25 protein-coding genes and 1 other RNA gene are annotated in these 24966 nt (G+C 61.8%); 14 read left to right on the top strand and 12 right to left on the bottom strand.

The features are described 5' to 3' along the window. Window positions 1–29 precede the first annotated feature (29 nt). Together ACU8HS_RS13085 and ACU8HS_RS13080 are read right to left on the bottom strand one after the other, a co-directional pair. Window positions 30–524 (bottom strand): GNAT family N-acetyltransferase, encoded by a 495-nt coding sequence (locus ACU8HS_RS13085; RefSeq protein ID WP_112563951.1) that lies wholly within the window; start codon window positions 522–524, stop codon window positions 30–32. Between the two features lie 5 nt (window positions 525–529). Further along, window positions 530–2848 carry a methyl-accepting chemotaxis protein gene (locus tag ACU8HS_RS13080; RefSeq protein WP_447014522.1) on the bottom strand — a complete coding sequence of 773 codons (2319 nt, stop codon included), beginning with the start codon at window positions 2846–2848 and terminating at the stop codon, window positions 530–532. 235 nt (window positions 2849–3083) lie between these two features. On the opposite strand from ACU8HS_RS13080, the gene ruvC reads away from it, so the two are divergent. The 8 genes from ruvC (at window position 3084) to ACU8HS_RS13040 (ending at window position 8135) form a co-directional block, all read left to right on the top strand. Then, a complete protein-coding gene (ruvC, locus tag ACU8HS_RS13075; RefSeq protein ID WP_447014521.1) occupies window positions 3084–3593 on the top strand; it encodes a crossover junction endodeoxyribonuclease RuvC in 510 nt (169 codons plus the stop codon). Between the two features lie 55 nt (window positions 3594–3648). Further along, window positions 3649–3909, top strand: coding sequence for an AbrB/MazE/SpoVT family DNA-binding domain-containing protein (locus ACU8HS_RS13070; RefSeq protein WP_112563946.1), 261 nt, complete (start codon window positions 3649–3651; stop codon window positions 3907–3909). Next, window positions 3887–4306, top strand: coding sequence for a type II toxin-antitoxin system VapC family toxin (locus ACU8HS_RS13065; RefSeq protein WP_112703660.1), 420 nt, complete (start codon window positions 3887–3889; stop codon window positions 4304–4306). The genes ACU8HS_RS13070 and ACU8HS_RS13065 overlap by 23 nt, the downstream gene beginning before the upstream one ends. Window positions 4307–4318: 12 nt before the next feature. Continuing rightward, on the top strand, window positions 4319–4933 hold the full coding sequence (gene ruvA, locus ACU8HS_RS13060) for a Holliday junction branch migration protein RuvA (RefSeq protein ID WP_112563942.1): 615 nt from the start codon (window positions 4319–4321) through the stop codon (window positions 4931–4933). Between the two features lie 67 nt (window positions 4934–5000). Next, on the top strand, window positions 5001–6041 hold the full coding sequence (ruvB, locus tag ACU8HS_RS13055; protein ID WP_112703661.1) for a Holliday junction branch migration DNA helicase RuvB: 1041 nt from the start codon (window positions 5001–5003) through the stop codon (window positions 6039–6041). Next, on the top strand, window positions 6042–6944 hold the full coding sequence (locus ACU8HS_RS13050) for a metallophosphoesterase (RefSeq protein WP_447014520.1): 903 nt from the start codon (window positions 6042–6044) through the stop codon (window positions 6942–6944). It abuts the gene before it with no gap. A gap of 4 nt (window positions 6945–6948) precedes the next feature. Beyond that, window positions 6949–7461, top strand: coding sequence for an NUDIX hydrolase (locus ACU8HS_RS13045; protein ID WP_447014519.1), 513 nt, complete (start codon window positions 6949–6951; stop codon window positions 7459–7461). 110 nt (window positions 7462–7571) lie between these two features. Further along, the gene (locus tag ACU8HS_RS13040; RefSeq protein ID WP_447014518.1) at window positions 7572–8135 is read left to right on the top strand and encodes a DinB family protein; all 564 of its coding nucleotides are present in this window, start codon (window positions 7572–7574) and stop codon (window positions 8133–8135) included. A gap of 59 nt (window positions 8136–8194) precedes the next feature. Here the strand turns inward: ACU8HS_RS13040 and ACU8HS_RS13035 are convergent, their stop codons facing one another. The 5 genes from ACU8HS_RS13035 to ACU8HS_RS13015 all read right to left on the bottom strand — a co-directional run bounded on the left by ACU8HS_RS13035 (window position 8195) and on the right by ACU8HS_RS13015 (window position 16358). Then, entirely contained in the window at window positions 8195–9577 is a 1383-nt protein-coding gene (locus ACU8HS_RS13035; RefSeq protein ID WP_112753230.1) for a virulence factor family protein, read from the bottom strand. Continuing rightward, window positions 9574–12180, bottom strand: coding sequence for a bifunctional lysylphosphatidylglycerol flippase/synthetase MprF (gene mprF / locus ACU8HS_RS13030; RefSeq protein WP_447014517.1), 2607 nt, complete (start codon window positions 12178–12180; stop codon window positions 9574–9576). The genes ACU8HS_RS13035 and mprF overlap by 4 nt, the downstream gene beginning before the upstream one ends. A 201-nt stretch (window positions 12181–12381) precedes the next feature. Then, the gene (locus ACU8HS_RS13025; RefSeq protein ID WP_112753228.1) at window positions 12382–14457 is read right to left on the bottom strand and encodes a mechanosensitive ion channel family protein; all 2076 of its coding nucleotides are present in this window, start codon (window positions 14455–14457) and stop codon (window positions 12382–12384) included. 147 nt (window positions 14458–14604) lie between these two features. Further along, complete coding sequence (gene gnd / locus ACU8HS_RS13020; RefSeq protein ID WP_112756881.1) at window positions 14605–15630, bottom strand: phosphogluconate dehydrogenase (NAD(+)-dependent, decarboxylating); 1026 nt, start codon at window positions 15628–15630, stop codon at window positions 14605–14607. Window positions 15631–15875: 245 nt separating this feature from the next. Beyond that, entirely contained in the window at window positions 15876–16358 is a 483-nt protein-coding gene (locus ACU8HS_RS13015; protein WP_447014516.1) for an SRPBCC domain-containing protein, read from the bottom strand. Between the two features lie 56 nt (window positions 16359–16414). Between ACU8HS_RS13015 and ACU8HS_RS13010 the strand changes: the two genes are divergently transcribed. The 4 genes from ACU8HS_RS13010 (at window position 16415) to ACU8HS_RS12995 (ending at window position 20120) form a co-directional block, all read left to right on the top strand. After that, a complete protein-coding gene (locus ACU8HS_RS13010; protein ID WP_112563921.1) occupies window positions 16415–16747 on the top strand; it encodes a metalloregulator ArsR/SmtB family transcription factor in 333 nt (110 codons plus the stop codon). A 51-nt stretch (window positions 16748–16798) separates the two neighbouring features. Beyond that, window positions 16799–17332: a helix-turn-helix domain-containing protein gene (locus ACU8HS_RS13005; RefSeq protein WP_112563919.1), complete on the top strand. Its 534-nt coding sequence runs from the start codon at window positions 16799–16801 to the stop codon at window positions 17330–17332. Between the two features lie 96 nt (window positions 17333–17428). Beyond that, window positions 17429–18418, top strand: coding sequence for an NAD-dependent epimerase/dehydratase family protein (locus ACU8HS_RS13000; RefSeq protein WP_447014515.1), 990 nt, complete (start codon window positions 17429–17431; stop codon window positions 18416–18418). 217 nt (window positions 18419–18635) lie between these two features. Next, the gene (locus tag ACU8HS_RS12995; RefSeq protein ID WP_447014514.1) at window positions 18636–20120 is read left to right on the top strand and encodes an esterase-like activity of phytase family protein; all 1485 of its coding nucleotides are present in this window, start codon (window positions 18636–18638) and stop codon (window positions 20118–20120) included. Window positions 20121–20216: 96 nt separating this feature from the next. Here ACU8HS_RS12995 and ACU8HS_RS12990 read toward each other — a convergent pair whose 3' ends face one another. Further along, complete coding sequence (locus ACU8HS_RS12990) at window positions 20217–21047, bottom strand: aldo/keto reductase (protein ID WP_447014513.1); 831 nt, start codon at window positions 21045–21047, stop codon at window positions 20217–20219. A gap of 26 nt (window positions 21048–21073) precedes the next feature. Continuing rightward, window positions 21074–22267 carry an MFS transporter gene (locus tag ACU8HS_RS12985; RefSeq protein WP_447014512.1) on the bottom strand — a complete coding sequence of 398 codons (1194 nt, stop codon included), beginning with the start codon at window positions 22265–22267 and terminating at the stop codon, window positions 21074–21076. Between the two features lie 116 nt (window positions 22268–22383). Here ACU8HS_RS12985 and ACU8HS_RS12980 point away from each other — a divergent pair, with 116 nt between their 5' ends. Beyond that, window positions 22384–23280 (top strand): LysR family transcriptional regulator, encoded by an 897-nt coding sequence (locus tag ACU8HS_RS12980; protein ID WP_447014511.1) that lies wholly within the window; start codon window positions 22384–22386, stop codon window positions 23278–23280. Between the two features lie 62 nt (window positions 23281–23342). After that, window positions 23343–23900 (top strand): GrpB family protein, encoded by a 558-nt coding sequence (locus tag ACU8HS_RS12975; protein WP_447014510.1) that lies wholly within the window; start codon window positions 23343–23345, stop codon window positions 23898–23900. A gap of 63 nt (window positions 23901–23963) precedes the next feature. Here ACU8HS_RS12975 and ssrS read toward each other — a convergent pair. From ssrS to ACU8HS_RS12960, 3 genes are all read right to left on the bottom strand, one after another. Next, window positions 23964–24124, bottom strand: a non-coding RNA gene (ssrS, locus tag ACU8HS_RS12970) — 6S RNA. 59 nt (window positions 24125–24183) lie between these two features. Beyond that, a complete protein-coding gene (locus tag ACU8HS_RS12965) occupies window positions 24184–24561 on the bottom strand; it encodes a cell division protein ZapA (RefSeq protein ID WP_112753218.1) in 378 nt (125 codons plus the stop codon). Between the two features lie 15 nt (window positions 24562–24576). After that, a complete protein-coding gene (locus ACU8HS_RS12960) occupies window positions 24577–24852 on the bottom strand; it encodes a DUF4164 domain-containing protein (RefSeq protein WP_007826550.1) in 276 nt (91 codons plus the stop codon). Window positions 24853–24966 lie beyond the last annotated feature (114 nt).

Here is a 24966-nt window from a genome sequence, read left to right as displayed (position 1 = left end):
GCGCACATAAGCGCCGCGGAAAATAACCGTCATTCGTCGAAAGCCGGGGAGAATTTCAACGCACCGGACGGTGGCGTCCCTTTGAAGACGATCCTCTGGACATACCGCGTGTCGAGATCGCCATAGGTCAGCTTCCCGTCGCTCTCGAAACCGACGCCGCGATAGACCGAGGGATCGCCGATCAGCGCACAGCCGGTCGCGTTCCGCGCTCTCAACAGGTCGAGCCCTTTCAGGATCAGCGCCCGGCCGATGCCCTGCCGCTGCCGTTCCGGCTTTACCGAAATCGGTCCCAGCCCATACCATCCGTCCTTGATGTCACCGACGGCAATTGGCGAAAAAGCCACATGACCGACGATCTCGCCGCCGTCTTCCGCGACAAGCGACAGTGTCAGATCGCCCGACGCGCGCAGGTCCCGGACAATGCGGGCTTCGGTATTGTTGCTGAACGGCATCGGCTCAAACGCCATCCACGTCAACTCGTGGATGGCATCCGCATCTTCAGGCCGTTCGAGCCGGATCAGCATTGCGATCAGGCTCGCTTGCGCAGCTGATGCACCTCGGCGCCGGACAGCTGCTGATATCCGTCCGCAAGCCTGAAGTTGCCAAGCTGGCGGTCCATCTCCACCGCTTCCGTCGCGAGGCGATGAATTGCAGCCGTCGTCTCCTCCACCATCGCCGCATTCTGCTGCGTCATGGTGTCGAGTTCGGCGACCGAGCTGTTGATCTGCTTCAGCGTGTCAGCCTCTTCGCGCGTGGATTCCATGATCCCGTTGATCTGGCCGTTGATGGCTTCGACATGGCTACCGATGCCGGTCAGCGCGATACCGGCCCTTTCGACGAGCGCAACGCCGCTTTCCACCTCATGCGTGGATTTCTGCAGGAGGCTGGAGATTTCCTTGGCGGCGCTTGAAGAGCGCTGCGCCAGCTCGCGCACCTCCATGGCGACGACCGCAAAGCCCTTGCCGCTTTCGCCGGCGCGCGCCGCCTCGACGCCGGCGTTGAGCGCCAGCAGGTTTGTCTGGAAGGCGATATCGTCGATGACCGAGATGATGGTGTTGATCTGGCGTGACGAAGCCTGGATCGCTTCCATCGCGGCAATCGTCTCGCGCATGATCTGGCTGGACCGGGCCGTCTCCTTCTTGGCGTCGCGGGCGATACGCTCGGCCTGCTCGGCGCGTTCGATCTGCAGCCGGACCGACTGCGTGATGGCGCTGATTGCATTGGCCGTCTCGGTGATCGAGCTTGCCTGCCGCTCGGTGCGGCCGGCCAGTTCGTCTGCGCCTGTGCGCATTTCTTCGGAACCGGCCCGCACGGCCATGGAATTGCCGCCGATCGCCGTCATCGTTTCGCTGAGCGTTGCCAGCGCCTCGTTGAAGTTCACGCGCAGGCTTTCGAGCTCGCTCGGGAAGCGGGTTTCGATCTGGTAGGCCAGGTCGCCGCTCGCCAGATGATGAAGCCCCTCGTCGAGTGCCGTGACGACATCCTGCAGGCTGCGGGCCTCCGCCTCGCGCTGGGCCAGGTTTTGCTGGCGCTCGCTTTCAGCCCGCGCACGCGTTTGCTCGCTCTGAGCTTCGAGTTCGCGGCCTTCGAGCAGCGACTGCTTGAAGCGGGCAAGCGCCTTCGCCATCGTGCCGATCTCGTCCCTGCGATTCTGGCTGCCGATCTCGACTTCGAGCCTGCCGTCGGCGACCTCGCGAGTCACGCCGGCAAGGCGGGCAAGCGGCGAGAACAGGAAGTTGGTGATAAGCCCGGTGGCGAGCGCCATGACGACGAGAACGGCAATGCCGATCCAGGTCAACAGCGTGGCGATCTCGATGGAGCCGGCATTCAGTTCGCTGAGCAGAACGCTTTCGACGACGAGGAAACGGTCGCCGCGATAATCGATGCCGCGCACATAGGCCCGTGCTGCCCCATCGGCGCGATCGAAATCGGCAACCGTCATCGCCGAACTCGCAAGCGCATCCTTGATGAAGGAGAACGGCGCGGTATCGAGCGTCGCAAGCTGGCCGGATGCATTGAGACCGACAGCCGAACCATCGGCCGAAATGATTGCCGCCTTCGCCGTGCTGCCGGAGACGATGCCCTTTGCCAGAATGCCGGTCACGATATCGTCGCGCACCTTGAACAGCATCAGGCCCTTCGCCTGACCGAGCTTGACGATCGGCACCGCATAGAAGATCGCAGACCTGCCGCTGCCGGCATCGACGCGCAGGCCGGAGAAAGCCGTGGGCGCCGAATCGTCGGTCGCCTTGGCGGTATTTTCGATCGCCTTGGCATAGGCGATGCCCGCACCTGTCGATTTCCAGGCGTCCGACTTCAGGTTCTCGGCAAAATCGTCGTTCTTCTTGTAGGAATAGAGCACGGTGCCGTCGAGATCGACGATCAGGAGATCGCTGAAGGCGGTGTCGGCGAGATCGCGCGCCACTTCGCCCTGCGTCTTCTCGTGGCTGGAATAATAAAAGCCGCTCGGCCCCTCCGGCTTGACGAGCTTCTCGCGCTGGTCGGCCGGGTTCGGATTGTTCGTGATAAAGACCGACTTCAGCTCGCCCCGTGCATCGCCGGAGCTCTTTTCCATCGTCTTCCAACCGCTCTTCAGGTTGGTGATCGACATCTGCAGCGCTTCGATACGTGCAATCGAGGTCGCCTGGTTCTCAAGCTGCACAAGCTGGTCCTGCAGCATGTCGCCGCGGAAGATCAGCACGCTCTCCTTGGCCTTCAGCGCCTGCTCGTCCGAAACGCGGCTGCTGGCGAAATAGGCGAGGATATTGATCACCGCGACCGAAAGCGTGGTCAGCAGGATGAAGGTGGCTATCACCTTGAAGGACAGGGACTGGAATCTCTGAGCCATGAAAAACGAACCCTTCCGGAACGGCACCGTCGGCCGGGAAATCACCCGGCCGATTGACCTGTTAACAGAACATTGGAGGCCTTAAGCTCCGCAGAAGCCGGCCCCTCTCACATTTGATGGATCAGAATTCGTGCATCCGGTTTAATTCGCGGTAAATGCCACCCGAAAACCGGATATGTTTTTGCTTTGTTCACATATCGATGGCACTTATTCGCCCTCCGCTATAGGGTGAACCATGCAAAATACGATTCGCATCATCGGTATCGATCCCGGCCTTCGCCGCACCGGCTGGGGCATTATCGATACGCTCGGCAATTCGCTGCGCTTCGTCGCCTCGGGAACCGTCACCTCGGATGGCGACATGGATCTGGCTTCCCGCCTTTGCCAGCTGCATGACGGCCTCGCCGATGTGGTCCATTCCTACAAGCCGGAAGAGGCGGCCGTCGAGCAGACCTTCGTCAACAAGGACGCGGTGGCGACCCTGAAACTCGGCCAGGCCCGCGGCATCGCCATGCTGGTGCCGGCCCGCGCCGGCCTGCCGGTGTCCGAATACGCCCCGAACGCCGTGAAGAAGACCGTTATCGGCGTCGGCCACGGCGAGAAGCAGCAGATCCACATGATGCTGAAGATCCTGATGCCGAAGGCCGAGTTCAAGGGCAACGACGCCGCCGACGCTCTGGCGATCGCCATTTGCCACGCTCATCATCGCGGCGGAAACAAGATGCGGCATGCGCTTGCCGGCTGATATGTTCTTGACTTGTTCTCAATAACCACGTAGGTATTACCGCAGAGGTATTACCATGCGTGTGACTGAAAAAGGTCAGGTGACCATCCCTAAGGAAATTCGCGACAGACTGGGAATCGTTCCGGGTTCCGAAGTGGAATTTATCGCGAAAGACGATGCAGCCCTTTTGGTGAAGGTTAGCGAAAGTGGCTCGCAAGTTCGAAATTTCGAAGAATGGGCCGCCAGCGTCGAGGGGCTGCTGGACCTCGACGGCATGACGACGGACGAGTATATGGAATGGCTAAGGGGTCCGCGTGAAGATCTCGACCGTCATTGATACGGATATTCTCATCGACATTTTGGGACCACAAAGCTCGTTTCGCCAATGGTCGCTTGACGCTCTCAAGCGTTGTGCGTCGGAGGGAAATCTGGTGCTGACCCCGATTGTCTGGGCTGAGCTCGGCGCTGCGCCGCTGACAGAGGAGAAGCTTCTGTTTGCCTTTGCCTGGCTTAATCTCGAACGAGAGAATTTGCCTTTCGAGGCAGCCTACCGCGCCGGGCAGGCGCATCGCAACTATCGGGCTGCGGGCGGCCAGCGGGAGCGGACACTTCCCGATTTTCTGGTTGGCGCCCACGCGGAGTGGCATCGCCACCGCCTGCTGACCCGCGATCCGGCCCGCTACCGCTCCTACTTCCCTTCGCTCGATATCATTTCACCCGAAACCCACCCCTGACGGAACAACATCATGATCGGCAAGCTGAAAGGCACCATAGACGAGATCGGCGACGACTATGTTCTCGTCGATGTGCATGGCGTCTGCTACGTCGCCTATTGCTCGGCCCGCACGCTTTCCAAGCTCGGTTCCGTCGGCGAGGCCTGCGTTCTCTTCATCGAGACCTATGTGCGCGAGGACCAGCTCAAGCTTTTCGGTTTCCAGACGCAGCTTGAGCGGGAATGGTTCAATCTGCTGCAGAGCGTGCAGGGCGTCGGTGCGAAAGTGGCGCTTGCCGTACTGTCGGCGCTCACGCCGCCTGAGCTTGCCAATGCGATCGCGCTGCAGGACAAGACCGCCGTCTCGCGCGCCCAGGGCGTCGGCCCCAAGGTCGCGGTTCGTATCGTCACCGAATTGAAGAACAAGGCGCCCGCCTTCGCCGGCGAGGCGATCAATATCGGCCTCAAACAGGAGATCGGCGAAGGCGTCGCCGCAGCCCCTGTCGCCGATGCCGTTTCGGCGCTGACCAATCTCGGCTATTCCCGCGATCAGGCCGCCAATGCCGTCGCCGCCGCCATGAAGACGGCCGGTGAGGATGCAGACAGCGCCAAGCTGATCCGCCTTGGCCTGCGGGAACTTTCGCGTTGATCGCCCGGCGGGATGTCAATGGCATCAGCTTGGTGTATGGACTGGATCAAGCTTTTAACGGAAATGCCTGATGAATGATGCGCGCCTGATATCGTCGGAAAAGCGTGGCGAAGACCTGGATACGACGCTGCGCCCGCAATCGCTGGACGAGTTTACCGGCCAGGCGGAAGCACGCGCCAATCTCAAGATATTCATCGAAGCGGCCAAGAACCGCGGCGAGGCGCTCGATCACGTTCTCTTCGTCGGTCCGCCGGGCCTTGGCAAGACAACGCTGGCGCAGATCATGGCGAAGGAACTCGGCGTCAACTTTCGCTCGACTTCCGGCCCAGTCATCGCCAAGGCCGGTGATCTTGCCGCTCTGCTGACCAATCTTGAAGAGCGCGACGTTCTCTTCATCGACGAAATCCATCGTCTCAACCCGGCGGTCGAGGAAATCCTCTACCCGGCCATGGAAGATTTCCAGCTCGACCTCATCATCGGCGAAGGCCCCGCCGCCCGTTCGGTGAAGATCGACCTGTCGAAATTCACGCTCGTCGCCGCCACCACCCGCCTCGGCCTGCTGACGACGCCGCTGCGCGACCGTTTCGGCATTCCCGTCCGCCTCTCCTTCTATACGGTGGAGGAACTGGAGCTGATCGTCCGCCGCGGCGCCCGCCTGATGGGTCTTGGCATGACCGATGACGGCGCCCGCGAGATCGCGCGGCGCGCCCGCGGTACGCCGCGTATCGCCGGCCGCCTGCTGCGCCGCGTGCGCGACTTTGCCGAAGTCGCAAGGGCCGAAGCCGTCACCCGCGAGATCGCCGACGAGGCTCTCACCCGCCTGCTGGTCGACAATATGGGCCTCGACCAGCTCGACAAACGTTATCTCAATATGATCGCCGTCAATTTCGGCGGCGGCCCGGTCGGCATCGAAACCATCGCCGCCGGCCTCTCCGAGCCGCGCGATGCGATCGAGGACATTATCGAGCCCTATATGATCCAGCAGGGTTTTATCCAGCGCACGCCGCGCGGCCGTGTTCTGACCGCAATCGCCTGGAAACATCTGGGCATGCAGCCGCCGAAGGATATGGAGGCTGCCCAGTTCGGATTGTTCCGGGAGGACGACTGATTGATCAGCCGGCGCGGCCTTCTCAAGCTGATGGGCAGCAGCTTCGTCGGCCTCATGGCCCTTGGCGGTTATGCCTTGGCCTATGAACCGCTGGCACGGCTGACCGTTTCCCGTTACGCGCTGAGCCCGCCGGGATGGCCGCCGGGGCTGAAGCTGCGGCTCGTCGCGCTTGCCGATCTTCACGCCTGCGAACCCTGGATGTCGGCGGCCCGCATCGCCTCGATCTGCTCTTTCGCCAACGAATTGGGGGGCGATATCACGCTCCTGCTTGGCGATTACGTGTCCGGCATGAACCTGGTGACGCGCTATGTCCATTCCAGTGAGTGGTCGAAGGCTCTGTCTACGCTGAAGGCGCCGCTCGGCGTCCACGCGATCATGGGCAACCATGATTGGTGGGAGGACAGAACCGCGCAGACGAACGGCGGAGGCGACACCTTCGCGCACAGGGCCCTGGCGGAAGTCGGTATCTCCGTCTACAGCAATCGCGCGAACCGGCTCGAAAAGGACGGCCATGGCTTTTGGCTGGCGGGCCTGGAGGACCAGCTGGCGCTGCTGCCGGGCAGGAAGTGGGGCCGCAGCCAGATGCAGGGCCTCGACGATCTCGGCGGAACGCTTGCGCAAGTGTCCGACGACGCGCCCGTTATCCTGCTTGCCCACGAGCCCGACATATTTCCGCGCGTGCCCGAACGTGTATCGCTGACCCTGTCCGGCCATACGCATGGAGGGCAGATCCGCTTTTTCGGCTATTCGCCGGTCGTGCCCTCGCGCTATGGCGATCGTTATGCCTATGGCCATATCGTCGAGAACGGCCGTAATATCATCGTCTCCGGCGGTCTCGGCTGCTCCATCGCGCCCATTCGCTTTGGCGTCCCGCCGGAAATTCTGGTCATCGATCTCGGATAATACCATGCCCAAGCGAACCGTCGTTCGCCTCAATGCAGGCAGTCAGCGCTTCAACTACCGGATCGCCGGGCTCGGCTTTCGTGACGGGCATGTGCTCGTCCATCGCGCCGTTCACGAACCCTTCTGGACCTTTCCCGGCGGCCGCGCCGAGATCGGCGAAACCTCGGAGGAAACGCTGAAACGAGAGATGATGGAAGAGCTTGGCGTCGAAGTCACCGTCGATCGCCTGCTCTGGATCGTCGAGAACTTCTTCCACTACGAGGACCGCGACTGGCACGAACTCGGCTTTTATTATCTCATGGAAATACCTGAGCATTTCCCGTTCCGCACGCATGAGATCATCCACCGCGTGGAAGATGGCGACAACCATCTGGAATTCAAATGGGTGCCGGCGACATTCCAGGCCCTGAGCGCGCTCGATATTCCGCCCTATTTCATCGCCAGCGAGATCGAAAACCTCCCCGCCTCGCCGCGTCATCTGGTGTGGCGCGACGGCGACCTCGACGACAAGGACTGAGGCAATTCCTGCAAGTGCGCGGCGTTTTGCGTCCGGAACTCAGATAAACAAAGGGATGGATCATTTTCGTGTTTCAGTGAAAACCGGAAAGGCTCTGAGGAGGAGACGCGATGACGAGTTTCGACCCCTGCCGCATGTTCCGAAAGCTTGCCTATAACAATGCCCTGGCCAACAACCGGCTTCTTGCCGCCTGCGCATCGCTCAGGCCCGGTGAATTCGAAGCCACGCGCACAAGCTTCTTCCCGTCGATCAAATCGACATTGAACCACATCCTCACGGTCGATTGGTTCTATGTCGACGGGTTGGAAGGCGGCTCGCTCGGCCTTCGCGCTTTCGATGTCGAAGAACCCTTCGACGATATCCGATCGCTGTCGGCAGAACAGGCGAAAGTCGACCGGCGCCTTGTAGCAATCTGCGAAGGACTGACAGTCAAGAAACTTGTCTCGACCGTGGAGCTTCAGCGCGACGGCCGCATCCAGCGGGAACGCATGGAAGATGTGCTGAGCCACCTCTTCCAGCATCAGACGCACCATCGCGGCCAGGTGCATGCCATGCTTTCCGGCACCAGCGTCGCGCCGCCGCAACTCGACGAATTCATTGTCGACGACGACGCGAGGTTCCGTGGCGGCGAGATGGCCGCCCTCGGCTGGAGCGAACAGATGCTGATGCGCTAGAATATGCCCGCGAACACGCGCCGCGGTCTTCCCTTCGCATTCGCGTCAGTGAGCAAAATTCAGCCCTTGAGGCGCGCCTTCAGGCCATCGATGATCGTCTTGGTCAGGAGATCGTAGTTTTCATCGAAGTGATGATCTCCCGGCAGCTCGATGACCTCGCCGCCGACATCCTTGACGGCCGGGCAAGCCACATCGTCGTCATCATCCTTGCCGTAGATGCACTGCACGCGTTTCGGATCGACCCCCTTGAGGTCCTTGACCGGATCGCCCCCTGCCCCTTCCGTCTTCTGGCCGAGCCAGCCCATGACGGAAATGACGTAATCAACCTGATGCGACAACGACAGGAGCGAAATCTGCGCCACCGTCGTCTTCTCGGCAGGTTTCAGCCGCTGATAGGTGGCGGGCAGGATATCCGCGCCGAAGGAATAGCCGATCAGCAGGACATGCTTGACCTTCCATTGCTTTCGGTAGAACTCGATGATGCGCGCGAGATCGTCGGCCGTTTCCTGCGGTTTCCGTTCCGTCCAGAAATAGCGCAACGAATCGATGCCGACGACGGGGATGCCCTCCTTCTGCAGCATGCTGCCTACTTCCTTGTCGATATCCCGCCAGCCGCCGTCGCCGGAATAGATCACCGCCATCGTGTCGAGGTTCGGTGTCGCGTCGAGCACGGCAAGCGGCAGCGCGAGCGGATTGTCGAAGGCGCCCGAAGCCGTGACCAGATCGTCGAGCGTATCGGCAAATACGGTCTGCGCATCGTCAGTGGAGTCGCGGATCTCGATAGCGTCATGCGCCTTCTTCAGATCCTCGACGTGCGCGCGTCCGTCCTTGTCGGCCTGCGGCGTGAAAGTGGCGATGATCGGGTCCGGAAGAGCACCATCGGTGAGCCCGTAGACGCTCCGGTCTCCGACCACCTGCCGTGTGGCTGGCGTGCAAAGCTCCTTGGTGAGCGGAATGCCCGCGCGCGGATCGACGGCAAATGTCTGGCCGATGGTCGCATCCGGCGTCTGCGCAGCAATGGCAAGCGCCAGCGCGCCACCCTCGCCGATGCCGGCAACGATCGGCAGGTGATAGGGACTGTTGCCGGCGGCGCGCTGCACCTGCTGGCTTAGCGATTCAATATCGGAAACGGTATAGATGCAGCCGTCGTTAAGGCTGACGTCGTAGCGGTTCAGCGCTTCCATATAGGATGGAAAATCGATGCCGACGACGACCGAACCCTGGGACACCAGGCGATCGGCCTCGGTCTTTTCATTGTCTCCCCAGCCGCCGGCATCCGAAATCAGGAATACGGCACCCTTCACCTCGCCTTGCGGCAGAAAGATGTGCGGCGAAGGGATAAGGCCGGTCTCGAAACTCTGCGTGGCTTCGTCCGCAGCATAAGACGGCACAGCCGCGAGCATGCCGACGCACGCAGCGGCAAACAGGAACTTTTTCATCATTTTCTCACTACCCCTTTCAATCCGCCCCCGATCAGAAGTGTCGCATCCATCAATGCGATCATCGGATTGCCCCCTCCGGAAACAGCAAGATAGCGCGGTTGCCAGTGCGGATGAAACTTGGATTTGAAGGCGCGAAGCCCCTTGAAGTTGTAGAAGCGCTCGCCGTGTTCGAAGACCGTACCGCCGATACGGTCCCAGACGGGCGCCACCTCGCGTTTCGACATGCCGGAGAGGGGCGCCATGCCGAGGTTGAAATGCGCAAAACCCTGGGCGCGCAGATATTCCATGATCTGCACGAACAGGAAGTCCATGGATCCTTTCGGCGCGTCGGGCGAGAAACGCATCAGGTCGATGGTCCCCTCCTGTTTTGCCGAGGTCACGAGGATATTGGCAAAGGCGACGATATTGCCGTCCTTCTTGAGAACGCCGACCGGCTGCGACGCCACGTAGTCGGGATCGAAGGCGCCGAGCGAAAAACCCTTCTCCTTCGCATTGTGATGCTCTAGCCATGCCCTGGAAACATTGGCCAGATCGTCCATGATGGCAGGCACGTCGGCAGGTTCGACAACCGCAAATTCCAACCCGTCGCGCTGGGCACGGCTTGCGGTCTGGCGCAAGTTCGCCCATTTGCCGCCCTTCATCTCGAAGGTGCGCAGATCGGCCACGGCGAGTTCACCGAGCTTGAAGGCACGCAAGCCGGCATCGGCGCAGTGCGACAGCAGGGCCGGGGAAATCTGGTAGAAGACGGCACGGCAGCCCGCAGCACGCGCCGCTTCCACAAAGCGCCAGACCAGTTCCTGCACGGCATGATGATCGCCGATCGGATCGAACAGCGCGATCCACGAGCGGCCCTGCCGGCCATACATGATGAAGGCGTCGCCCTTTTCCGAGAACATGATGGACTTGTCGCCCATGCGCACGAGATTGGCGTCCGCGCTCTCCTGTTTCTCGACGATCTCGACGGCCCGGCGCACGGCCTCCTCATCCGCCGGCTCCGGCTTGAAGGCCGCCGGCCGCAGCAGGCTGAAGATGGCGATGGCCGAGGAAATGATGGTGATGCCGAGCACGGCGCGCAATCCACGCGGCGCTTCCGCCGCAAATTCGAACTGCCACCAGAGTTCGTTGCTGTATTCCACGTCGCGATAGACGAAGAGCAGGATGACGACCGCGCCGACGATGATGACCGCGATCGCCATCAGCCAGGAAGCCGTCATCGCCTGGTTGAGAAGCGAGGCATGGCGGGTAAAAAGCCGGCGACTGACGAACAGGCCGAAAACGAGGAAGGCCAGGAAGGCCGCTTCGACGAGCGCAATCGCCTTCAGCAGCGACAGGGTCAAAGCGGCGACGGCCGAAAATACCGCGACCCACCACGCACCATCGAGCCGCTGGCCGAGACCGCGCGCCGCAACGACCAGTGCGAGCCCGAGCAGGCTGGAGAGGAAATGCGCACCTTCCACGATCGGCAGCGGCAGGTAATTGGAGAGGAATTCGAGATTTTGATCCGGCGTCGGCGTCACACTCGAAAAGATCAGCATGACGCCGAGAAGCAGCGCCAGCGCCGAAAGCAGTTGCGGCATCAGCCGCCCGCCGACACGCCGCACGCTGGAGGCGGCCGGATGATCGACGAAGCGGCGAAGCTCGGTGGCAGAGACCGCAAGGATGGCAATCAGCAGCGGCAGGACGTGATAGATCAGCCGATAGAGAACCAGTGAACCGAGAACGGCATCGATATTCACCGCGCTGCCGAGCGAGGCGATGATGACCGTCTCAAAGACGCCGAGGCCCGCCGGCACATGGCTCAGCACGCCAAGCCCGACGGCAATCGCATAGACCGCGAGGAACACCGGCCAGCCGATCGCCGTCTGCGGCAGGAGCACGTAGAGGACAGAGGCGGAAGCCGCAATATCGAACGCCGTCACCAGGAACTGACGCGACCATGTGCGCGAATCCGGCAGGCGAAGCGCGATCGACCCGATTTCGATGACCCGGCCCTCGCGGCCGACGATCATCAGAGAGCCGAGAATTGCCAGAATGACAGCCGCGATGATCCGAAGCCAGAGGCTGCTGACATTGATCAGCGGCGCGATCTCGTCGGCGATGATGAGAAGCGCGATTGCCGCCACGGCAGCAAGGCCAAGGCCGAAGGAAAGCGTTACGAACGCAATGATGCGGCCGATATCTTCCGGCGAAATCCCAAGCCGGGTGTAAGCCCGGTAACGGATCGCCCCGCCCGACAAGGCGCCGAAACCGGCGGTATTGCCGACCGCATAGGCGCTGAAGGCCGTAAGCGCGACATGCGGGAAAGGCAGGCGCTTGCCGATATAGTCAATGGCGTTGAGATCGTAGAAGACGAGCGCCAGAAAGCTCAGCGCCGTGAAGAACAGCGCGAGCAGGATCGAGCTGAGCCGCGTTTCGGCCAGGGCCTCCACCACGTCGTCGTAGCGCACCTCGTCCGTCAACTGCATGATCGCGTAGCCGACGAGGCAGAAGATAAGCAGGGTGGCGAAAGCCGTCAGCGGCGTACGGTAGCGCCGGAAAAGCGCGCCTGGCGAAAAGCCTTCTTCCGATCCCGTATTCTCTTCCAACTTGTCGTGACCCGACATTTCGTACCTGCCGCAATTGCGAGTTTGGCGGGAATCTCTTTTGAAAGACGTAACATGGGCAGCATGCAAGCTCTATGAACCAAGTTGCGTCTACCCACACCCGCGCGCTTGCCGCCTCCTTCATCCTCAATTGGGGCAAATTTGCGCAGCGCCGAAGCCCGGTCGCATTGCAATTTCGTAAGCCTGCCTTGTGCAGGATGGTCAGGCCGGCGGCTGGCCTGCGCTATGCGCCTGCGCCGCATAACGGGCGGCAGCGGCATTGGCGTCGACCTCGCGTTCGCCCGCAACCTGCACGGTCGGAACGGCGAACTCGATGCCGTTCTCCTTGAAGGCATTGCGGATCATCGCCAGCGCGTTGCGGCGGATGACGAACTGTTCGCCGGGCTTGGTCATCATCGACAGCCGGATCTCGATTGCGAATTCGCCAAACTGCTCGACGCCCTTCATTTTCAGCGTCTCGATGATGTTCGGACCCCATTCCGGATTCTCGAGAAGCTGCTGGCCGATCTGCTTGATGATCTTCTTCGTCTTCACGAGGTCGGTATCGTAGGTCACGTTCAGGGTGATCTTGTCGATCGTCCAGTCGCGGTTGAGGTTCTTGACCGCACCGAGCTCGCCGAACGGTACCGTCGTCAGCGGCCCGCGGTGATGACGGAGCTTGACGGAACGCAGACTGAACGCCTCGACGACGCCTTTGTGGCTGCCGCTTTCGATATATTCGCCGACGCGGAAGGCATCGTCCCATAGATAGAACATGCCGCTGATCACATCCTTGACGATGGTCTGTGCGCCGAAACCGACCGCAACGCCGACGACACCGGCGCCGGCAATCAACGGCCCGATTTCGATGCCCAGGCCGGAGAGAACCATCAGGACGGCAATGACGACTATGACGACGGCAAGGATGTTGCGGAAGATCGGCAGCAGCGTCTGCAGGCGGGCGCGCTTGACCTTCTCCTCGTCGCTGACCGTGCCCTCGACCGGAGAATCCAGCAGCTTGCCGTCGATATAGGCCCTGACGAGATGCCAGAGCAGGTCCGCTGCGAGCAGGATGACGATGCCGCCGATGATGCCGCGCGCCACCCGGTCGATCATCGTTTCGTTCGATGTCATCATCGTCGCGGTTTCGACCCCAAGCATGCGCCCCAGCCAGATCGCTGCAAAGGCGATGATCAGCGCCCGCACGCCGCGATCGAGCAGCACGGTCGCGATGCGACGCTTGGCGAGAAAACCTGCCTCGGCGTGATGGAAGGACTTGACCGCAAGCGTCGAGACGGCAAGCACCCTTGGCAGCAGGACGGCATAGATGCAGACCCAGAGCAGCCAGTCGAAGCTCAGCACCCATATGCCCCAGAGCAGCAGAAAATAGAAAGTGAGCAGCCAGGTAACGGCGTAGCTGCGTCGTGTGTGATTGCCCGGCCGCGACCAGACCGTCTCGGTCGCGATCAGGAAAAGGCCGATACCGAGCACGTAGCCGACCAGATACCGGGCGCCCATCGAATAGCCGAGCGGTTCCATCGATTGCAGAACGGCCCAGCCGAACACGAAATAGATGACAAACAGCAGGCAGTGGCGGAACCAGAATTGCGCGACAGCCGGATCGACCGCAACCGTCTCGCCCTCGCCGCGCGGCAGGGTGACGAGATCGACGATGACGCCGCCGATGGAACCGGCGAAGCGCTGCACGACGAGAGCGATGGCAATGGCAATCGCGATATTCTCGCTGACCGGCGGCCAGCTGAAGCTGATCAAGGCAAGCCCCGTTGCCAGGCCGAAGACGATGGCGGGAACGATGCGCGCGACAAGCCGCGTGCCGGTCATCTGCGCTGCCCGCTCGCGCCTTTCGCGCACGGCCCTTCGCGCCAGGATTTCGACGACGAAGCCGGCGAGCAGGATGGCGAGAAATTGCCCGATCATGCGCAGCGGACCGGCATCGGCCAGCTCGCCGAAGAAGAGCGATGAAGCCCGGGTAATTTCGGAGGGCAGCGTCATCGCCGCACCGGAAACCATGGCGATGTGCCGGCGGGCATGCTGGAGACGGCCGGACAAGATCGACATTTCTTCGTCGTTATCGGTCGGGGCCGCAGGTGTGGCCATCTGCGTCGCCATCCATTGCTTGACCTCCGGCGTCTGCATCAGCTCCATCATCTGCCGCACCTGGGCAGGCGGTGGCGCGACGTCAGCGGAAGCGGCCGGCGTCGTCTGGGCGCGGACCGCACCGAAAAGAAAAAGCAGCATCATGGTGCTGCAGATGCCGATCGCAGAAATTCGCCCCATACCCGCCTCCGGTTTTGCACGTCATATATTTATGCAAGTGCTGCAGCGGAAAAGCCAGACGAACAAATGGTCTAAGTTGCAACGACAGCCAAAAGAAAGCCGCCGGCCCTCGCGAACCGGCGGCTGGCATGAAACGATATGCTTCGCTTACTTGTGCGGCTTCTCGGCATGGCCGCCAAAGCCGGCGCGCATGGCCGAAAGCACCTTGTTGGCGAATTCGTCCTGGTCGCGCGAGGAGAAACGGCCGTGCAGCGCGGCACTGAGCACCGGCGTCGGCACACTTTCGTCGATGGCGGCCATGATCGTCCAGCGCCCTTCGCCGGAGTCCGAAACGCGGCCTGCATATTTGGTAAGGACCGGGTCCTTGTGCAGCGCATCGGCCGTCAGATCGAGAAGCCAGGAGGTGATGACGCTGCCGCGGCGCCAGACTTCGGCAATTTCCGGCAGGTTGAAATCGTACTGGTAATATTCGGGATGAGAGAGCGGCGCCGTCTCGGCATCGGCCTCGTGCGTCAGGGCGCCGACATTGGCGTGCTTGAGGATGTTGAGCCCCTCGGCATAGGCGGCCATCAGGCCATATTCGATGCCGTTATGGACCATCTTGACGAAGTGGCCGGCACCGTGCGGGCCGCAATGCAGGAAACCCTGCTCGGCGGTGCTCAGGGCCGCAGCTTCCGGCGTGCGGTTCGGCGAGTTTTCCGTGGTGCCCGCACCCGGCGCCAGCGTCGCGAAGATCGGCGACAGATGCTGCACGATGCCCTTTTCGCCGCCGATCATCAGGCAATAGCCGCGTTCGAGGCCGAAGACGCCGCCGCTGGTGCCGACATCGACATAGTGGATGCCCTTGGTGATGAGTTCGGCGCCACGACGGATATCGTCGTGATAGTAGGAATTGCCGCCATCGATGAGGATATCGCCATCGTTCAGCAACGGAACGATCGAGGCGATGACCTTGTCGGTGATTGCAGCCGGCAGCATCAGCCAGACCGCGCGCGGCCGGGCGAGCTTCGACACGAATTCCTCGAGCGAAGCGCTGCCATCGGCGCCGAGCCCGACAAGCTCGGCGACGCTTTCCGGCCTGGTATCATAGACCACGCATTCGTGGCCGCCCCGCATCAAGCGCTGGACCATGTAATTGCCCATACGGCCCAAACCAACCATGCCAAGCTGCATATGAAATCTCCTGGGATTTAATCGATATGATTCCGGAAACTAACACTGGCACCGTGACAGGCAAGCGAAGTCTCTGTCACAAAGGCGAGCGCGTCTGTTGCACCTTGCACGGGCTGCATTCTCCGCGCTCAGCAATCTGCCGTCTTTGGAGCGGAATTCCAAGTCTCTAAAAGACGTATAGCCGCCTCGCGGCGGCCATATCGTCCTGCTTCATATCGATCGAACCGCCGGATTGCCGTCGAACGTCAGCCTTCCTGCGCCTTGGCCTGCTCACCGCGCATCTCGCTGAGGAACATGCCTTCGCGCAGATTGATGCCATATTCGACAAAGGCCTTCATGCAGCAGAACATCTGCGTCCAGCCCTCCATGTTCAGATAGGTCCCGCGACGCCCGGGCTCATCCTCGCGCCAACCGTCCTCGGCGATCGTCACCATGGTGCCCCCGTCGTCGAGCGGCTTGAAATTCATCTCCACAAGCGTCTTGTACGGCTTCTTCTGCTCGTCCGTTGCGCCGTCCCAGCGCAGCACGATCTTGCTGTCGGGCACGAGTTCGATCACCTCGACCGGCACATCCTTCCACCAGATCACCGTCGTCTCCTGCACCAGCGGCGCGCTCGCTCCGCCCACCGTGGTGAAATAGCTCGACAGTTTCTTCGGATTGACCACCGCGTCGAAAACATCGGCCACCGGGCGGCCGATGCGGCCCGAGACGCGAATATTGAGGGACATGCGACTTCCTCCCCTTCTGCGTTGTATCCGGCCCAATTATGTTATAAAAATATAACATGTCAAGCGAATCGGATGACGACCCCATTTTCAAGGCGCTGGCCCATCGCCGCCGCCGCGATATTCTCGACCTTCTGAAGGAGGAACCGCGCACGACGGGCGCGCTCTGTGACGCCTTTCCGGAGATGGACCGCTGCACGGTCATGCAGCATCTGAAGGTGCTGGAGGAGGCGGACCTGGTGATTGCCAGGAAGGAGGGACGGGAGCGCTGGAACCATCTGAACAGCCTGCCGATCAAGCAGATCCACGACCGCTGGATCAGTGCCTATGCCGGCCATGCGCTCTCCATTCTGGACCGGCTGAAAAGCGATCTCGAGGGCTCGTCGCGCTAGCTTGCCACGATACGCGCTGCTGCCTTACGGTGGCAGGCAGGGAAAAGAACCATGCCGATACAGGGATCGACGATCCGGCGCATGCGCCGGCTGCGCAACATGAAGCAGGAGCATCTGGCCGAACTGCTTTCTGTCAATCAGGCGACCGTCTCCCGTTGGGAGCGCGGCATCCTGCCGGTCACGGCCGCGCAGGCAAGGCGCCTGGAAGACATCTTCGCCTCCACCTCATCTTCCGCGGATGCCGCCCTTAAACGGCTGGTCGAGGATTCCAGGCGCAAGGTTCATCTTGTCTGCGACCGGACGCACCGGCTCCTCGCCGCCTCCCATGCCCGCCAGAGCGAATGGCGCCTGCCGCTCTCCGCCTTCCTCGGCAAACCGTTGCTCTCCTATGCCTCGGACGAGATCGCGGCGGCAGACCGTGACCTCGTCGACCTCGGCTGGCACGACGGCGAGGTGAATTCGCTGACGCTGGAAACGGGCGCAAACGGCAATCCGCACCTGCCGATCGTCGCAGGGCAGGTATTGTGGGAGCGTATCCTCCTCGCCGACGGTAGCGCCGCCCGGCTGGTCACGACCCTCGACTGAGCCTTCAGATTTCCTGCATTCCAGTGCATAAATTATGCGTTGTCCCGCGGAAGTCGCCTTTGTTAGCGTCCGTCTCCATCTGACGGGAGATGCAGAATGACGATACTGGTGACGGGAAGCGCCGGCCATCTGGGCGAAGCGCTGATGCGGACATTGAGGGATCGAGGCCGCCAGGCGCGCGGCATCGATATCAAGCCGTCGCCCTTTACCGATATGACCGGCTCGATCGCCGATGCAGATTTCGTCCGCCGCGCGATGACGGGCATCACTGCGGTCATCCATGCCGCCACATTGCACAAGCCGCATGTCGGAACACACGGCAACCAGGATTTTGTCGATACGAACGTAACCGGCACATTGGTCCTTCTCGAACAGGCGGTTGCCGCCGGCGCCAGGAGCTTCGTCTTCACAAGCACCACAAGTGCTTTCGGAGCGGCCCTGCGCCCGGCACCGGGCCAACCCGCCGCCTGGGTCACAGAGGATGTGCTGCCCGTTGCCCGCAATATCTACGGTGTCACGAAAACAGCCGCGGAAAGTGTCTGCGAACTCTTCGCGCGCACCATGTCCCTCCCCGTCATCGTCTTGAGAACTTCGCGCTTTTTCCCGGAGGATGACGACGATGCCGATATCCGCAACCGCTACTCGACCGAAAACGCTCAGGCCAACGAACTTCTCTATCGGCGTGTCGATATCGAAGATGTGGTCGACGCCCACCTGCTGGCCCTGGACAAGGCGCCGGCCATCGGTTTCGGCCGCTATATCGTCTCTGCGACCACGCCTTTCACCGAAACCGATCTCGCCGACCTGCGTCGCTGCGCCCCCGCGACGGTGGAACGTCTCTTTCCCGGCATGACGGCGCTCTACGCTGCGCGCGGCTGGACCATGTTTGCCCAGTTCGACCGCGTCTATGTCAATGCGCTGGCACGACGGGAACTCGGCTGGAGCCCGAAATATGATTTTTCCCATGTGCTCGATCGCCTTCGCGAAGGCAGGGAATGGAGGAGCCCCCTTGCTCTGGCAGTCGGCTCCAAAGGTTATCATGACGAGCTTTTCACGGATGGGCCTTACCCCCTCCGACACCGTTGATCCGGTTCGGAGAAAAGCCGCGCTCTTCACAGAAACCGTCATCGGAATATCACGTTCGCACCCTAGATCGTCTGGCGGGGAATAAGGGCGAAATCCGCGGTCTGTGCGTACCGGCCGGAAATCGAATCCAAAGCCGGGGTGTCATTTGAAGCGGTGTCCAGCCTGCCGGCCGGCCGCCGTTTCGGTAACGCTTTTCGACCGAGAGGATATTTCCATCATGACCGCAAGTTCATTTGCAACGCGCCTGCTGACGGCCGCGCTGCTGGCGTCCGCCGTCCTTCCCGCCGCCGCCTTTGCGGACGGCTCCGTCACCGTCGGTGGCGCAGCCTTCGTCAACAAGGGCCTGGTCGGCGTCGACCGCATCGCGGCCAACCAGCGCGACAAGTTCGGCGAGACCTTCGGCTCCGGCTCCGGCATGGCGATCGACCCCGCCGCCTGGACCAGGGATGGCGCCGCCTACAAGGGCACGCTCTACCTGCTGCCGGACCGCGGCTATAACGCCGTCGGCACCACCGATTATCGCCCGCGCCTGAACACGCTGTCGATCGAGTTCACACCGGTCGCTCCGGGCGCCACGCCTGAAGCCGGCAAGGAACAGTCCGGCGTCAAGGCGACACTTGCCGATTCCATGCTGCTGCTCGACGACAAGGGCAATGACACGACCGGCCTCGACCCGGAATCCGGCGTCCGCGCCCCGTCGGGCGATTTTCCGGCGCTGCCGCAGGCAACCAACGGCAAGATCGCCCTCGACAATGAAGCGATCATCCGCATGGCCGACGGCAGCATGTTCATCAGCGACGAATATGGCCCCTACATCTACCGTTTCTCGGTCGACGGCCGTCTGACCGGCGCAACCCAGCCGCCGAAGGCACTGCTGCCGATGCGCAAGGGCATGCTGAGCTTTGCTTCCAACAATCCCGGCCCCGGCGCTGCCGCGCCCGATCCGAAGGACCCCGAAACCGGCCGCCAGAACAACCAGGGCCTCGAAGGCATGGCCATGACGCCGGATGGCAAATTCATCGTCGCCGTGCTGCAATCGGCCGCCCGTCAGGACGGTGGCGATTCCGGCGCGACCCGCCAGAATACCCGTGCCATGGTCTATGATGCTGCCGATCCCGATCACTTGAAGCTGGTGCACGAATATGTCGTTCCACTCCCGGTCTTCAAGGATGCCAAGGACAAGACGACGGTCGCCGCCCAGAGCGAAATCGTCGCGCTATCCGATACGAGCTTCCTGATGCTGGCCCGCGACAGCGGCAACGGGCAGGGTTTGAAAAACGATACTTCGCTCTACCGCATCATCAGCATCGTCGATACGTCGGGTGCAACCGACATCGCCGGCACGGATTTCGATTCCGACAAGCCGGTCGCGCCCAAGGGCATCATCGATGCTTCGATCACGCCGGCCAGCCTGACACCCTTCATCGATATCAACGACAAGGCCGATCTCGCCCGCTTCGGCCTTCATAACGGCGCACCGAACGACAGGAACGACCTGTCGGAAAAATGGGAAGCCATGGGTCTTGCAAGCGTCCTCGATCCGAACCTGCCCGACGACTATTTCCTCTTCATCGCCAACGACAACGACTTCTTCACCCAGGACGGCTTCCAGGTGGGCGCTGCCTACAAGGCTGACGGCGGCGCCGATGTCGATACCATGTTCCAGGTCTATCAAGTCACCCTGCCCGGCCTGCGGAAGTAAAACGCCAAACGGCGGCGGATCATTCGTCTCCGCCGCCGCTCCAACAATGCAATCGCCATACGGAGACGGGGCCAGGCCCCGTTTCCTGAAGCGGTTCTAAGCGACCCTGTCCCACACCGGCGCCAGCCCTTCCGGACTGACGATACGGCCATCGGGCCTCGCCAGCGCATGGATTGCCGCCATTTCCTCGGGCGACAGCTCGAAATCGAAGACTGCCGCATTCTCCTTCGCGCGGTTTTCCGAAACCGTCTTGGAGAGCGCGATCACGCCCTGCTGCACGATCCAGCGCAGCACGACCTGCGCAACCGACTTGCCATGCCGGGCGGCAATCGCCGTCAACACCGCGTCGTCAAACACCTTGCCATCCGCCATGGCGTAGTAGGCCGTCACCGACATATCGAGCTGCTTTGCGGCGCGCAGAACCGGCGTCTGGTCGATATAGGGATGGTATTCCACCTGGTTCGTGACGATCGGCTGACTGCTGAGCGCCACTGCCTGCCGCATCAGGTCGGTGTTGAAGTTCGACACGCCGATATGGCGCACCTTTCCCGCCTTGGCGACTTCGTTCAGCGCGCCGATCTGTTCGGCAAGCGGCACGGCTTCGTTCGGCCAGTGAAGCAGCAGCAGATCGACATAATCCGTCTTCAGCTTCCCAAGACTTTCATCGACCGAAGCGAGGAAAGCATCGTGCCTGTAATTTTCCACCCAGACCTTCGTGGTCAGGAAGATATCGCCGCGGGCGACACCCGAACGGCGTATCCCCTCGCCGACATCGGCCTCGTTGCCGTAGATCTGCGCCGTATCGATATGGCGATAACCGCTGGCGAGCACATGCGAGACCATGCGTTCGGCATCCGGTCCCGGCACGCGGAAGGTGCCGAAACCGAGGGCGGGAATGGAGACGCCGTTGGCGCTGATGAATGTCATGCTTTTTTCCTTTCGAAGGTGAGAAATCAGGCTGCGCTGCCGGCAACGGCAGCGGTCGGGACGGAGCGGCGATCAAGCGCGCCGCTCCTTATGGTGAGGCCAAGGGCGACGGTGACGAGACCCGCGGCAACGAACGGAGTGGCGCCCAGGCCGAATCGGGATTCGACCACCAGACCGCCGATCCAGGCACCCATGGCAATGCCGAGGTTGAAGGCGGCGATATTGAGCGCCGAGGCGACATCGACCGCATTCGGCCGCAGCTGGCGCGCCAGCTGCACGACGTAGAGCTGCAGGCCGGGAACATTGGCAAAGGACAGGAAGCCGAGGACCGCAAGCGTCGGGATCGCCAGCCACGGCGAAACGGCGGTGAAGCCGAAAAGCACCAGCACAAGCGTCTGGGCGATGAACAGGAAGGTCAGCGCCTTGACGGGATCGCGGTTGGAGATGCGCCCGCCGACGACGTTGCCGACAGCGATCGCCACGCCATAGAGCATGAGGATCAGACCGACGGCGGAGGAGGCAAAACCGGTGATCTGCTCGAGGATCGGCGCAAGGAAGGTGAAGGCGACGAAAGTGCCGCCGTATCCGAGCGCCGTCATCGCATAGACGAGCAGCAGCCGGCCCGTGGCAAGCACGCGGATCTGTTCGCCGATACCGGCAGGCGGAGCCTTCTTGAGATTGGACGGCAGCAGCAAGGCAATGCCTGCGAAGGCAACGACACCGAGGCCGGCAACGACGGCAAAGGTTGTGCGCCAGCCGAAGGTCTGGCCGATGAAAGTGCCGAGCGGCACGCCGGTCACGATAGCGACCGTCAGCCCCATGAACATCATGGCGATGGCCGACGCGCGGCGGTTTTCCGGCACCAGATCGGCAGCGATCGTCGAGCCGACGGAGAAGAAGACGCCATGCGAAAAAGCCGAGACGACGCGCGCAATCAGCAGCACTTCATAACCGGGGCTGAGCGCGGCGATGATATGGCCGACGATGAAGAGCGCCATCAGCCCGAGCAGAAGCGGCTTGCGCTCGATCCGTCCGGTCAGTGCCGTCAGGATGGGCGCGCCGAAGGTGACGCCAAGCGCATAGACGCTGACGATGAGGCCGGCGAGCGGCAGGGTGATGTGGAGGTCGTTGGCAACCGTCGGCAGCAGGCCGACGATGACGAATTCCGTCGTGCCGATCGCATAAGCTGCGATCGTCAACGCAAAGAGAGCAAGTGGCATGAGAGTGACCCGATGGTGTGGTTCTTGTTCGGACCGGAATATGGGCGTGGCGCACTTGCTCGATAATCACCTATAATGGCTCAACAGTTGTGAATTCAATTCAAGATGGGAAACGGATGGACAACCGGATCGGCGAGATGGATGTTTTCGTGCAGGTGGCCGCGCTCAGGAGCTTTTCGGCCGCCGGTCGCAAGCTCAAGCTCTCGCCCTCCGCCGTCAGCAAGCTCGTCACCCGGCTGGAGGACCGACTTGGCACGCGTTTGCTGGTGCGCACCACCCGCGCCCTGCAACTGACGCCTGAAGGGGAAATCTATCTCGAACGTTCCCGCCGCATCCTCGCCGACATCGAGGAGACGGAACGTGCGGTTTCGACCGGCGGCACGACGGCAGCGCGCGGGCGCCTGCGCGTCAGCGCCTCCGTCGCCTTCGGCGTGCGCTACATCGTGCCGCTGGTGCCGGATTTCCTCAAACTCTATCCGGAAGTCGATCTCGAACTCGCCCTCAGCGACGGCATCATAGACATTGTTGGCGAGCGCGCCGATATCGCCATCCGCTCTGGCGCCCTGCGCGACTCCTCGCTGAAGGCCCGCAAGCTGCTCGAAAGCCGCCGCGTCATCGTCGCCTCCCCCGACTATCTGAAAAGAGCAGGCATGCCGGAAAGCCCCGAGGATCTCGACCGCCACAACTGCCTTACCTTCAGCTTCCGCTCGACCGCGGAAGAATGGCCGTTTCGTGATCCCGGGAATGGCGACCGTTTTTCGAGACCCGTCTTCGGCAATCTCGAAACCAACAACGGACCGACCGCGCGTAGTCTCTGCATCGCCGGTCTCGGCCTCGCCCGCGTCGGCCAGTTCCATGTGCAGCCGGATATCGATGCCGGAACGCTGGTACCCGTGCTGGAAGCCTATAACGCCGAGGATATCGAACTCATCCACGCCGTCTATCCCGGTCACGAGCATCTTGCCGCCCGCATTCGCGCCTTCATCGATTTCCTGGTCAGAAACATCAGGTAAAGAGGCCGGGACAGCGAACCGCCGTCATCGCCCCGTCATGGGCCAAGCATAACGAGCGCTTCATGCCGATAGAAATTCATCCGCCACGACAGAGCTGGCTCGACGACTTCGCAGACCTGAAGCGGGCCATCTTGCGCGCCGCGCCCACTGGCGCAACGATCCACCACATCGGTTCTACCGCAGTGCCCGGCCTCGCGGCGAAGGACATCATCGATATTCAGGTCAGCGTCGATACGCTTGACCTGGTCGATGAAACGGCGTTTGAGCGCGAAGGGTTCAAAAGCCGCTCGATCGTGGCGGATCATTGCCCGCCCGGTCTCGATCTGGCCGAAAACGAGTTGAGGAAGCACTACTTCAAAAGCACCGGCCGCCCTGCGAACATCCACGTTCGGGAAAAGGGGCGCTTCAATCAGCGCTACGCGCTCCTCTGCCGGGACTTCCTGCGCGCCCATGCGACGGCTGCCGCCGCCTACGGGCTGATCAAACAGCGCCTCGCCGGCTTCTTTCCCGACAATGCCGATGCCTATTACGACATCAAGGATCCGGTCTTCGATATCATCATGGACGGCGCCTACGATTGGGCAAGGCTTACCGGATGGATGGAACCACCGGGCGACTGACAACGAAGCCTTTTGGGGAGACGTGCCCGGCCGATTGAAAAGAACCGGGCCGAAACGGGAGAAGTGCGATCCATGACAACCGGTGGAAACTTTCGATCCTGGGCGCCTACGAAAGTAGGTGGGCGCCGTGTGTCCAGACCCACGAGCCCGGACAGGGACAGCTCCCTAAGGATCGGGTATGGCCCCGAGGATTCATTTGTTCCTGTCGAGAAGCACAGACCGCGACCGCGAATATAGGGGCATTTATCTCGCCGCACCAGTGGGGCAGCGGTGCTGTCTCAAATTAATTAAGCTCGGCGGGCGTACGGCCGTTGAGCTTGTCGGTAATGCCCTGAATTCGGCTGGTCACTTCCGAAAGCGCCGCCGCAATGCCCTCCTCGGTGCGCGCGGTGGCGGCAAGCACGGTGTCCCGGTTGCTGCGCAGCGTCTCCAGCTCGGATTCCAGCCCGGCGACGCGCCGCGTCAGCTCCGAAATCTCGTCCATCACCATGATACCGGCCATCACGGTGATCCTGAGATCGCCGATTTCGCCGAACTGCCCCTTGAGATGGCCGACATAGCGGTCGAAGCGGGTCGCAAGGTCGGTCAGGTGATCTTCCTGCCCTTCTTCGCAGGCCATGCGATAGGCCTTGCCGTCGATCGTCACCGTTACCTGCGCCATGTCTTCCAAGTCCTCTTAGCGGTCAAGCACCGCGCGGATCGTTTCCATCGCCGTCACGAGCCGGCGCGAAACCTCGCGATTGACCTCTTCCAGACGGTTTGCGCGGAACTCGGCCTGGTCGAGCTCCTGGGCAAGGCGTGAACGGTCGGCATGGACGCGACGAACCTCGCCCTCGATCTCGCCCTGCTCGCGCTGGCGCTCGATACGCATGTCGACGGCGTTCTCGAGGCCTGAGATTGCCTGTTTGAGCTCCGTAAGCGCAGCTTCGATGGTTTTGCCGTTGGGCGTCATGTCTTTCCGGTTCCCCGCGCAAGACCCGCGAATCGGCCCCTGCTGCCGATCCTGTATTTTCAAAAGGATATGCAGCTAGGCTGGAACACGTCAATAAAGCCGCCCTGCCCGCAC

It is taken from the genome of Rhizobium sp. KDH_Rht_773_N (genome assembly GCF_052946295.1).
This window is presented reverse-complemented; position numbering and strand designations above follow the sequence as displayed.